Annotated in this window: 12 protein-coding genes; 8 read left to right on the plus strand and 4 right to left on the minus strand. The window is 65.4% G+C overall.

What is annotated here, in order from left to right; translation table 11 throughout:
• The 4 genes from JF66_RS15875 to JF66_RS15890 form a co-directional block, all read left to right on the plus strand.
• A partial coding sequence (locus JF66_RS15875; protein WP_035879560.1) for a DNA-directed RNA polymerase subunit alpha occupies positions 1-856 on the plus strand: 856 nt, incomplete at its 5' end.
• Positions 857-904: 48 nt separating this feature from the next.
• The gene (gene rplQ / locus JF66_RS15880; RefSeq protein WP_035879562.1) at positions 905-1,426 is read left to right on the plus strand and encodes a 50S ribosomal protein L17; all 522 of its coding nucleotides are present in this window, start codon (positions 905-907) and stop codon (positions 1,424-1,426) included.
• 224 nt (positions 1,427-1,650) lie between these two features.
• Entirely contained in the window at positions 1,651-2,679 is a 1,029-nt protein-coding gene (locus JF66_RS15885) for a GNAT family N-acetyltransferase (RefSeq protein WP_035879564.1), read from the plus strand.
• A gap of 273 nt (positions 2,680-2,952) precedes the next feature.
• Entirely contained in the window at positions 2,953-3,996 is a 1,044-nt protein-coding gene (locus JF66_RS15890; protein ID WP_035879566.1) for a GNAT family N-acetyltransferase, read from the plus strand.
• A gap of 122 nt (positions 3,997-4,118) precedes the next feature.
• Here JF66_RS15890 and JF66_RS15895 read toward each other — a convergent pair whose 3' ends face one another.
• The 3 genes from JF66_RS15895 to JF66_RS15905 form a co-directional block, all read right to left on the minus strand.
• Positions 4,119-4,622: a GNAT family N-acetyltransferase gene (locus JF66_RS15895; RefSeq protein ID WP_035879568.1), complete on the minus strand. Its 504-nt coding sequence runs from the start codon at positions 4,620-4,622 to the stop codon at positions 4,119-4,121.
• 63 nt (positions 4,623-4,685) lie between these two features.
• Positions 4,686-5,714, minus strand: coding sequence for an acyltransferase family protein (locus JF66_RS15900; RefSeq protein ID WP_156109852.1), 1,029 nt, complete (start codon positions 5,712-5,714; stop codon positions 4,686-4,688).
• 89 nt (positions 5,715-5,803) lie between these two features.
• Positions 5,804-6,676 (minus strand): acyltransferase, encoded by an 873-nt coding sequence (locus tag JF66_RS15905; protein WP_081882444.1) that lies wholly within the window; start codon positions 6,674-6,676, stop codon positions 5,804-5,806.
• A 77-nt stretch (positions 6,677-6,753) separates the two neighbouring features.
• Here JF66_RS15905 and truA point away from each other — a divergent pair, with 77 nt between their 5' ends.
• The 4 genes from truA to glmM all read left to right on the plus strand — a co-directional run bounded on the left by truA (position 6,754) and on the right by glmM (position 10,209).
• Positions 6,754-7,668 (plus strand): tRNA pseudouridine(38-40) synthase TruA, encoded by a 915-nt coding sequence (truA, locus tag JF66_RS15910; protein WP_231556465.1) that lies wholly within the window; start codon positions 6,754-6,756, stop codon positions 7,666-7,668.
• Positions 7,669-7,841: 173 nt separating this feature from the next.
• Positions 7,842-8,288 (plus strand): 50S ribosomal protein L13, encoded by a 447-nt coding sequence (gene rplM / locus JF66_RS15915; RefSeq protein ID WP_035879575.1) that lies wholly within the window; start codon positions 7,842-7,844, stop codon positions 8,286-8,288.
• Between the two features lie 48 nt (positions 8,289-8,336).
• Entirely contained in the window at positions 8,337-8,822 is a 486-nt protein-coding gene (gene rpsI / locus JF66_RS15920; protein ID WP_051973636.1) for a 30S ribosomal protein S9, read from the plus strand.
• 25 nt (positions 8,823-8,847) lie between these two features.
• A complete protein-coding gene (gene glmM / locus JF66_RS15925; RefSeq protein ID WP_035879571.1) occupies positions 8,848-10,209 on the plus strand; it encodes a phosphoglucosamine mutase in 1,362 nt (453 codons plus the stop codon).
• A 225-nt stretch (positions 10,210-10,434) separates the two neighbouring features.
• Here the strand turns inward: glmM and coaA are convergent, their stop codons facing one another.
• The gene (coaA, locus tag JF66_RS15930) at positions 10,435-11,391 is read right to left on the minus strand and encodes a type I pantothenate kinase (protein WP_051973637.1); all 957 of its coding nucleotides are present in this window, start codon (positions 11,389-11,391) and stop codon (positions 10,435-10,437) included.
• Between the last annotated feature and the right edge of the window lie 105 nt (positions 11,392-11,496).

An 11,496-nucleotide genomic window follows, 5' to 3' on the forward strand; every position in this document is an offset into this window, starting at 1 on the left:
GATCCCGGGCGCTGCTGTAACCAGCATCCGCATCGATGGCGTGCTGCACGAGTTCAGCACCGTTCCCGGTGTCAAAGAAGATGTCACCGAAATCATCCTCAACATCAAGGGCCTCGTCGTCTCCAGCGAGCACGATGAGCCCATCACCGCGTACCTGCGCAAGCAGGGTGCCGGTCAGGTAACCGCCGCTGACATCTCGGCTCCGGCCGGTGTCGAGGTGCACAATCCTGAACTGGTCATCGCAACCCTCAACGACAATGCGAAGTTCGAACTTGAACTCACCATTGAGCGTGGCCGTGGTTACGTGTCCAGCGCGCAGAACCGCAACGAGTTCTCCGAGGCCGGCCAGATTCCGGTCGATTCGATCTACTCGCCCGTTCTCAAGGTGACGTACCGCGTCGAGGCAACTCGTGCCGGTGAGCGCACCGACTTCGACCGCCTCGTCGTTGACGTGGAGACCAAGTCGGCGATCACGCCTCGCGACGCGATTGCATCCTCTGGGCGCACGCTGACCGAGCTGTTCGGTCTGGCCCGCGAGCTCAACACCGCGGCCGAAGGCATCGAGATCGGCCCCGCGCCGGTCGACGCTGTGCTCTCGACCGAGCTGTCGATCCCGATCGAGGACCTGGACCTGTCGGTTCGTTCGTACAACTGCCTGAAGCGCGAAGGCATCAACAATGTCAGCGAACTGGTCGCCCTCTCGGAGACCCAGCTGATGAACATCCGCAACTTCGGACAGAAGTCGGTTGACGAGGTGAAGGACAAGCTCGTTGAGCTCGGCCTGTCCCTGAAGGATTCGGTTCCCGGATTCGACGGAGCACACTTCTACAGCGGCTACGAAGAAGAGACCAACTAAGGCTCGTCTTCGCGACTGCCTTTCGAATTTTGATACTGGAGAATACCAATGCCTAAGCCCACAAAGGGGCCCCGTCTCGGTGGCGGCCCGGCGCACGAGCGCCTCATGCTTGCGAACCTGGCTGCTGCCCTGTTCACCCACAAGTCGATCAAGACGACCGAGACCCGTGCCAAGCGCCTGCGTCCGCTCGCCGAGCGCATGGTGCAGTTCGCCAAGCGCGGCGACCTGCACGCCCGTCGTCGCGTTCTCGCGACGATCACGGACAAGTCCGTCGTGCACGAGCTCTTCACGGTTATCGCCCCGCAGGTCAACGAGCGTCAGGGTGGCTACACGCGCATCACGAAGCTCGGTTTCCGCAAGGGTGACAACGCTTCGATGGTTCAGATGGAGCTCGTTCTTGAGCCCGTCACCCCGAAGGTCAAGCACTCCAAGACCTCCACGGTGACGGCTGAGAAGCCCGTTGTCGAAGAGGTTGTCGTTGCTGACGCCGAGGTTGCTGACGAAGCTGCCGCTGAGGTTGTCGTCGAGGAGCCCACCGAGGCTGCCGCCGAGACCACGGACGCCAAGTAACAACGCGTTTCTGAAGAAGGGCCCGACTTCGGTCGGGCTCTTTTTTTGTCCGTGCCCGCTTCGACCCGCCGCTGGTCGAGGCGCGACCAGGGAGCGCTTGGATCGAGCTTGTCGAGATCGAGACCTCGTAAGCCGTTCTCAATCCTTGCGTGTCTCGAGTGGCCTCGACCACTCGCGCCTCGACCGGCTGGGACTGCGTCACTGGCCCCGGTTAGGCTGGGATCATGACTGACGACCTGCGGCCCCTGAACGAGCGCGTGACCGCACCTTTCACGCTTTCCGTGCCGGTTCACCCCGAGGTCGCCGTGTGGCGTGCCGCCAGCGAGGCCGACATTGACGGCATCTGGCAGCTGCGCGAGGCGATGGGGCGCCTGGACCATCCGAACTACCTCACCACGCGCGGTGCGATCGCCGCGGACTTCGGTTACTCCCACGTGGATGCCGCCCTCGACTCTCTCGTGGGCCTCGATGATGCCGGCCGCATTGTGGCCAACGGCATGGTGCTGTTCCCGCCGCGCCAGGAAACCCTCGTGCGCTCCATCCTGATCGGCGGGGTGCACCCCGAGCTGCGAGGCCGGGGGATCGGTCGCGAGCTGCTTGCCTGGCAGCTCGGAAGGGCTCGGCAGCAGCTGGCGACGTCCACCAAGACCCTGCCGGGGTGGATCTTCGCCTACGCCGACGAGCGCGCACCGCAGAGTGCGAAGCTGTTCGAGCGGGGCGGACTCAACCTCACGCGCTATTTCCTCTCGTTGGAGCGGCCCCTCGACGAGCCGGTGCCACCGGTCACGCCGGCCGACGGCATCCGTATCGCCCAGTACACGCCGGCCGACTCGGCGCAGGTGCATGTGGCCCGGGACGACGCCTTCATGGACCATTGGGCGAGTCAGCCGATGAGCGACGAGAACTGGGCGGCGTTCGTGAACGGGCGCTGGTTTCGGCCCGACGTGTCTTTCGTGGCGTGGGCGGGCGACGAGGTCGTCGGTTTCGTGCTCTCGACCGCGAACGAGAACGTCTGGACGACTCAGGGTTTCACCGGCAGCTACATCGACCTGGTAGGGGTGACGAGCGGATGGCGCGGCCGGCACATCGCCCAGTCGCTGCTGGCCGCCCAGCTCGAGGCCGGGCGCGCTCTCGGGCACGATCGGGCGACTCTTGCCGTGGATTCCGACAGCCCAACGGGCGCTCTCGGGCTGTACACGGGCATGGGCTTCCATGCCGTACACAAAAAGATGGCCTACACCCTCCAGTTCTAGAACGGTGAATGCGCGAGGTTTCGCTGGTCGCGCCGTGACGAAGGGGCGATCGAGCCGTGAGCTGTTGCGTTTCGTTGGTCGAGGCGCGACGAAGGAGCGATCGAGCCGTGAGCTGTTGCGTTTCGTTGGTCGAGGCGCGACGAAGGAGCGATCGAGACCTCGCTGGCCGATCCTGGGACGTGGTTTGCGTGGTGGGGGCTATCTAACGTGTTCTCGCGCCTCGACCGGCGGGGCACTCTATGACCGAGGCACGGCGGCCCATAGGCTGGACGCATGGTTGAAACGGTGCGTCCACTGAAGGAGCGGGTTTCTGCCCCGGTCGACATTGTCCTGCCCGAGCATCCCGATATCGCCCTGTGGCGCGCCGCGACCCTCGAGGACGTCGACGCGATCTGGGCGCTCATGCGCGCCATGGGTCGCATCGACCACCCGAACTACCTGCCCACCCGTGAGGAGGTCGCCGACGACTTCGGGTTCACGTTTTTCGATGCGGCGGCCGATTCCCTCGTGGGTGTGTCCGCAAGCGGTGAACTTCTGGCTTGGGGTACTGCGATGCCATCGCCGGGCCAGCGCACGCTCGTGAAGTCAACCGTTGCCGGCGGAGTGCACCCGGACTGGCGTGCGCGCGGTATCGGTCGCGTGCTCCTTGACTGGCAACTCGGGCGTGCCCGCCAGCAGCTCGGGTCGTCGAACAAGACACTTCCCGGGTGGATTCAGGCCTACGCCGACGAACGTGCGCCCCAGAACGCTCGGTTGCTGGCGCGAGCGGGCCTCACGCTCGCGCGGTACTTCGTGGAGTTGCAGCGGGTGCTCGCGGATCCGATCCGGAATTTTGAGCTGGACGACGGCATCCGGCTGGCCCCGTATTCCGCGAACATGTCCGCGGCTGTGCACGCCGCTCACGACGAGGCATTCGCGGACCACTGGTCGAGCCAGCCGCTGAGCGATGAAACGTGGACGTCCTTCACCGAGGCGGAGACGTTTCGCCCCGATCTCTCGTTCGTCGTGTTCGGGACGGATGCCGAGGGCAGCGAACACGTCGCCGGTTACCTGCTCAGCACCGTGAGTGAGGACGACTGGGCGGGAGCCGGGTTCAGCAGCAGCTATATCGCTTTGGTGGGTGTGCTGCGCGATTGGCGTGGACGCCGCATCGCACAGGCTCTTCTCGCCGCGCACCTCGCGGCGAGTCGCGCGGCCGGCCACGAACGCGCGACACTCGACGTGGACACCGACAGCCCCACCGGTGCCGTCGGCCTCTATACCGGCATGGGCTTCGTCGCCGCGCACCGCGAAATGGTTTTCACCATCGAGTTCTAACCGATGTCGGCGTCGCCCGCGAGGTGCTCTCGAAGCGAGCGGCGCACGGGCCTCACTCGCGCTGAGGAGCGCGATGTGCTCGATCGTGCGGCGGCCGGTGCGGGCCCGGTGCGGCTTTCGAGCTAAAAGGACTTGACCATTTCGAGTTCGTTAGTCGTGGTGTCGAGGTTGTACGGAATGGATTCGCCCGTGGCCTCAAACCCGCGGTGCTGGTAGGCGGCAATCGCGCGGGTGTTGTGCTGGTGCACGTGCAGTGTGAGGAGGTCTCCCTCGGTTCGGGCCCAGGTCTCGATGGCGCCCAGCAGGGCATCCGTCACTCCGGCTTCGCGTCCCCGATAGTCCGGCGTGACGTAGACGCCGACGAGCAGGGCGCCGACGGTCGGGTCGACATAACCGGCCATTGTGCCGATCCACCGGCCGGAGGCGTCGATCGCGACCACGGCGATGCCGTGCTCCGCGCTGCCGCGACGGCCACGCATGCGCCACTCGGCTTCGTCGCGCCCAAGCGCTTCGTCCAGGCTCTCCATGTAGGCGGTGGGCATGTCCCGGATCATCTCCAGGCGCAGGTCGCGCACCTCGCGCCAGTCGGAATCAACGGTGGTCCGGAGGGAGAATGTCTGAGTCATCACCCGTTCGAGCCTAGCTGGGGGCCCGGCGCGATGCACGGTCGTGCGCGCTTCGACCAGCATTTACACCGGAGCGGGGTAGAGGCGATTTGCGCCAGGGGAACGCAACGGGGGCAGTTCAGCGAGGCGTTGCAGGGCCGTGGTCACGGAATCCGCATAGATTTGACCCCCCGTGGGCCCAGGGTGCACTCCGTCGCCTGCCAGAAGATCCGTGTGCGGAGCGATGGCATCGTGCCAGTTGGCGAGTTCGACGAGTCGTTTACGCGCCGAGTAGTCGGCGAGCGAGGCATTCACACCGTCGGTCCAGTCACGGTCTGCGTAGGCGTTCACGAGGATGAGCTTGCGGTCGGGGCCGATGACGCTCTCGATCTGATTCAGCTCGTCCGTCGTGATGGGTCCGTTCGTGCCGAGCCCGACCACCACGATGGGACGCAATGCGCCCGTGCGGGCCAACTCCGCCAATATACCCGCCGCGGAATACATGCCCCGCGATACCGCGGCGTCAATGGAGATACCGGGAAACGTCGTTTGCAACTCAGCGGCCGACGCGAGCATGACCGAGTCTCCCACCGCGGTGATGAGGTCACCGCCCGGCAGTGGCGCAGGGGTCGAGGGGGCCTGCCGGGCGGCCTCGGCAGCGGCCTTCGCCGCCGCATCGAGCGCCTGTTGTCCCCTCTCGATCTCGACCTCGGCCGTTGCGGTGGCCGGTGCGGTCACAAGAGCCGCAGCCGTGCCGCCCGACATCAGCAGCGCTGCCACGGCGAGAGCCGCCACAAGGCCTCGCCCCTTCACCGGGCTGCCCCAGAGACTCCGCAACCGACGGATGACGCCGCGGATCCCTTCCCGCCGTATCGGCTGTTCCAACCACCGATAGGAGGCGCCCGCCGCGCCCAGCGTCAGGGCGGCGGCGACCGTTCCGATCAGTACTCCGCGCAGCGGAGCCGACGGTCCGGGCAGGCCGACCTGCAGCAGGACGAGCACCGGCCAGTGCCAGAGGTAGATACCGTAGGACCTCTCGCCGACATAGCGCAGCGGTGCCACGTCGAGGGCGCGGCCGAAGGTACCGCCACGAACGCCCGCCCAGATTGCCACGGCCGTAAGAAGGCTGACGGCGGCGAGGCCTCCGCGGTACGTTGCCGTATCCCCCTCGGGCAAAAAGACGGCGGCGACTCCGATCCCGATCAGGCCGCGAGGCCGAGCCAGGGTCTGAGTCGAGGCAGTTCGTTGCGGAGTCCGGCGGGCCGACGAAGCAGCAGCGCAAGCGTGGCACCCACGAACAGACCGAAACTGTGGGTGTCCGAGCCGTAGTACACCCGGGTCGGGTCGGCGCCCGGGCTGTACAGAACGCCCATCCACACCATGGAGGCGACGGCCAGCAGGGCCACACCGGCCAGTCGTGCCCGCGGACGGCGAATGAGGAGAATCGCCAGCAGCAAGAGCGGCCAGATCACGTAGAACTGTTCTTCAACCGCCAGGGACCAGAGATTGCGAAACAGCTCCGGTTGATCGGCCGCGAAATAACTCGCATCCCCGGCGATCGAAATCCAGTTATAGCCAAAGGTCACCGCGCCGAGCAACTGGGCGCCGAGGCCCACGAGCACGTCACCACCGATCAGCCAGGCCGCCGTGCAGCTCAGCAGAAGCAGGGGCACCAGCGGCGGCACGAGTCGACGTGCCCGGCGCTGCCAGAAGTGACGCAGTGAAATACGGCCGGTGCGGGTTCGCTCGGACACGAGGAGCCCGGTGATCAGAAAACCACTGATCACAAAGAAGACATCAACGCCGATGAAGCCACCCGGCAGGGCGTCCGGGAAGAAGTGGTAGATGACGACGGCGACCACGGCGATGGCGCGTAGCCCGTCGAGCCCCGAGAGTCGGCCGGAACGCGGCACGGTGACGACGGGGGACGGTGCCGTTGGGGGAGTGCCACTGGGGGGAGTGTCGCTGCGGGGAACGTCGCTGGGCGAAGTGTCGCTCGAAGAACCCTCACGTGAGGGAGTGGCGCCGGCGGGTGCGCTGACCGGCCCGGTCTCAGGAGTAGGTGTGGGTTTCATATATGAGTGGCGAAAATCGGGGCGGGCCGAACTTCGGCTTCAACGATATCCCGTGCCAGCCGCCTAGTCTTGTTCCTGTGAATCTTTCTGCGCCACACATCGGCCCGCCCTGGCCGTCGACCACGCGCATCCGTCTGGACATTGCCTACGACGGCACCGATTTTGCCGGCTGGGCACGCCAGCCCGGGTTTCGCACCGTCCAGGGGGAGATCGAAGACGGCCTCGCGACAATCCTGCATAATTACCCGCCGCACCCCACCCTGATCGTGGCCGGGCGAACGGATGCCGGCGTGCACGCCAAGGGGCAGGTCGCTCACTTCGACCTCACGCCGGAACAGGCCGAGTCACTCATTCGCGTGAAGCGCGGTACCGGTGATCGCCCTCCCGTGCCGCTCGCCGTTGCCGTGCAGCGGCGGTTGAGTGGGGTGCTCGTGACCCAGCCGGATATCGTGCTGCGCACGGCCACTATTGTGCCCATGAGTTTCGACGCCCGTTTCTCGGCCCTGTGGCGTCGCTATGAGTACCGCATCTCCGACCTGCACGCCCTGCGCGACCCGCAGCAGCGCCTTCGCACCACGTGGCATCCGGGCAAGCTCGACGTTGCCCTGATGGACGCCGGTGCCGCCAACCTGGTTGGTCTGCACGACTTTGCCGCGTACTGCAAGCCGCGCCCCGGGGCCACCACCATCCGCACACTGCAGGACTTTCGCTGGCGCCGCGATGAAGACGGTGTACTCGTCGCCACCCTGACAGCGGATGCGTTTTGCCACAGCATGGTGCGCGCCCTCGTGGGCGCCTGCGTGTCTGTGGGCGAAGGACGCCTTGCCGCGGAGCGCTTGGTGAACCTGCACATCGAACGAGCTCGAATCGTTGAGTTCAAGGTCATGCCGCCGGAGGGACTGACCCTTGTCGACGTGGGGTACCCGGACGATGCGGAGCTGGCCATTCGCGCCGTCGAGACTCGAAACCGTCGCTCGCTGCCGGTCGCTTGATCTCTTCGAGTTGCGCTGAGGTCATACGGCAGCTAGAGTAGACCCTTGATGTCTGCGCGTTGCAGCGCGACATACGAACGTGAGCCCTCCATCGATAGTGTTTTCATCACGAAAACATGCCCGGAGCGGGATTCACGAACACCTCCGTTCGAAAAGAAGAAAGCAGCACAATAGTGACGCGCACTTATAGCCCCAAGGCAAGCGAACTCCAGCACGACTGGGTTGTCATCGATGCCACCGATATCGTCCTCGGACGTCTGGCCAGCCACGCAGCAGTTCTGCTGCGCGGCAAGCACAAGGCAACCTTCTCCCCGCACATGGATGGTGGCGACTTCGTCATCATCGTGAACGCGGACAAGATCGCCCTGACCGGCAAGAAGCTCGACCTCAAGATTGCTTACCGCCACTCGGGTTACCCGGGCGGACTCACGGCGACCAACTACTCCGAGATGCTTGAGAAGCACCCGACCCGTGCGGTCGAGAAGGCCGTTCGCGGCATGCTGCCGAAGAACTCCCTCGGCCGTGCGCAGCTGACGAAGCTCAAGGTCTACGCCGGCCCCGAGCACCCGCACTCCGCTCAGCAGCCCAAGCCGTACACCCTCGGCCAGGTCGCGCAGTAGCGCCGACCTCCCAGACTTCTCGACTCTAGAAAAAGGATTCAACCCATCGTGGCGCAGATCGCAGAACAGATTGACGCAACTCCCGAGAGCTACTCGACCGAGACTCCCGCGGAGACCGAAAGCAAGGCGCCTCGCGCCGTCCTCAACGTTCCCGGCGCAGCCGTCGGCCGTCGCAAGCAGGCCATCGCCCGCGTGCGCATCGTCCCTGGCTCCGGAACCATCGTTGTGAACGGCCGCGAATTCGCCGACTACTTCCCCAACAAGCTGCACCAGCAGCTCATCAACGACCCGTTCAAGGTTCTTGACCTTCTCGGCTCGTACGATGTCATCGCTCGCATCACCGGTGGCGGCCCCTCGGGCCAGGCTGGCGCGCTTCGCCTCGGCATCGCTCGCTCGCTCAACCTGATCGACGAAGAGAACAACCGCGCGATCCTGAAGAAGAACGGCTTCCTGAGCCGCGACGCTCGTGTCAAGGAGCGCAAGAAGGCCGGACTCAAGAAGGCCCGTAAGGCTCCTCAGTTCTCTAAGCGCTAACCCGCTCGTCGGATACCCAGACTCTATGTCTCGACTATTCGGCACGGACGGTGTTCGGGGCCTGGCCAACCGTGATCTCACGGCTGGCCTGGCCCTGAGCCTTGCCCAGGCCAGCGCAGCAGTATTGACCACCGGTCGTCGTGCGACAGCACGTCTCGCCGAGGGTCGCCGCCCGGTAGCCGTGGTCGCTCGCGACCCCCGCATCTCCGGTGAATTCCTGACGGCCGCAGTCTCGGCCGGACTTGCCAGCAGTGGCGTCGATGTTCTCGACGCCGGGGTCATTCCCACCCCTGCCGCAGCCTTTCTGATCGCCGACATCGGTGCTGACTTCGGTGTGATGATTTCCGCCTCACACAACGCGGCGCCCGACAACGGCATCAAGATCTTCGCCTTCGGCGGAACCAAACTTCCCGACACCGTAGAAGACCGCATCGAGTCCTACATCGGTCGCGACACCCTCATGCCCATCGGCGGCGACGTCGGACGCGTGCGCCGCTTCGCCGATGCCGAGGATCGCTACGTCGTGCACCTGCTTGGTACCCTGCCCCACCGTCTCGACGGCATTCACGTCGTGCTCGATTGCGCCCACGGCGCTGCGGCAGGCGTCTCCCCCCAGGTCTTCACGGATGCCGGCGCTCGCCTCACGGTGATCGGCGCAGATCCCGACGGGCTCAACATCAACGACGGGGTCGGTTCCACCCACCTCGACAACCTCGCGAAGGCCGTTCTCGAACACGGCGCGGACGTGGGTATCGCTCACGACGGCGACGCCGACCGCTGCCTGGCCGTGGACCGTGACGGCAACATCGTTGACGGTGACCAGATCATGGCCATCCTCGCCGTCTCGATGGCCGAACGCGGAGTGCTGAAAGACCGCACCCTCGTGGCCACAGTCATGAGTAACCTCGGCCTGCGCAAGGCGATGGCCGCCAATGACATCACCATGGTTCAGACCAAGGTGGGCGACCGCTACGTGCTCGAGGAACTCAACGAACACGGGTACTCGCTCGGTGGCGAGCAGTCCGGTCACGTGATTATGACCAAGTACGCCACGACCGGTGACGGTATCCTCACCGGACTGCACCTCGTTGCCGAGATGGCCCGCACGGGCAAGACGCTCGCGGAGCTCGCATCCGTGATGACCGTCTTCCCGCAGATTCTCGTGAATGTGCGCGGAGTCGACCACCGGGCCCTGTCATCCGACGAGGTCATCGCCGAGGCCGTTCGCGCGGTCGAGGCGGAGCTGGGTGACACCGGCCGCGTGCTGCTGCGTCCGTCCGGCACCGAGCCGATGGTTCGCGTGATGGTGGAAGCAGCCGATCAGCCCACGGCAGACCGCTTCGCACACCAGCTCGCCGCGATCGTGCTCGAGCGCCTCGCCAACTGACTGCATCCGGTCGGGCGGCCCGCCCTAATCGCTGGTCGAGGAGTGCGCGCTCGCGCGCGTCTCGAGACCTCGCAAGCCAACTCTCGGGCGTGGCTCGCGTGGTCTCGATCGCTCGTGCCTCGCGCCTCGACCGGCGTGAGGTGCCTCGCGCGTCGACGGGCGTGAGGTGCCTCGCGCGTCGACGGGCGTGAGGTGCCTCGCGCCCGGGAGAATTGGCGGCCGGGCCTAGACCTTGCGGAGCAGAACTGACGAGACGGCGTGCGTGGCATCCTTGCGCAGCACGAGTGTGGCACGCGATCTGGTCGGACGGATGTTCTGCAGCAGGTTCGGCTCGTTGATGGTGTTCCAAATGTTGCGGGCCTTGGCGCGCGCCTCGTCCTCGCTGAGCGTGGCGTAGCGGTGGAAGTACGACTTGGGGTTGGCGAACGCGCCGCGCTGCAGCTTCAGGAAGCGCTCCTCGTACCAGCGGGCGATGTCCTGGGTGCGGGCATCGACATAGATCGTGAAGTCGAACAGGTCGCTCACGGCCAGGCCGTGTCCGGCCCCGGGAGGCTGCAGCACGTTGAGGCCCTCGACAATCAGGATGTCGGGCTGCCGAACCACGATTTGCGCATCGGGCACGATGTCGTAGCTCAGATGTGAATAAAACGGTGCTCGCACCTCGGTGGCACCGCTCTTGATCGCGCTCACAAACCGCAAGAGCGCCCGGCGGTCGTAGGCCTCCGGAAAACCCTTGCGTTCCATGAGACCGCGGCGCACGAGCTCGGCGTTCGGGAAGAGAAAACCGTCGGTCGTGACCAACTCGACTCGGGGAGTGTCATCCCAGCGGGCGAGCATCTCGCGCAGAAGCCGCGCTACCGTCGACTTTCCCACGGCTACCGAACCCGCGACACCGATCACGAACGGGGTGCGCTGGGCTCGTTCGCCGAGGAAGTCACTCGTGGCCCGGTGCAGTTGGCGAGCCCCCGCGGCGTAGAGGTTGAGCATCTTGCTCAAGGGAAGGTAGACATCCGTCACCTCATTGAGGTCGAGAGGCTCGCCGAGACCTCTCAGCTGAATGAGTTCAGTCTCTTTCAGGGGAAGACGAGTTGTCGGTGCGAGGGCCGCCCAGTCTGCCCTATCCAGCTCCACGAAGGGGGTACCGTGGCCGTTGTTGCGCGCGCTGAACATCGGATCGGACATTCCACCAAGCTTAGTCCGACTAAAATCAAGGCCATGTGCGGAATCGTAGGTTATGTCGGTAACAGCAAAAGCGTTGAGGTCCTCATGGGCGGACTGCGCAGACTC

The sequence above is a fragment of the Cryobacterium sp. MLB-32 genome, assembly GCF_000738085.1.
Taxonomy (GTDB): domain Bacteria; phylum Actinomycetota; class Actinomycetes; order Actinomycetales; family Microbacteriaceae; genus Cryobacterium.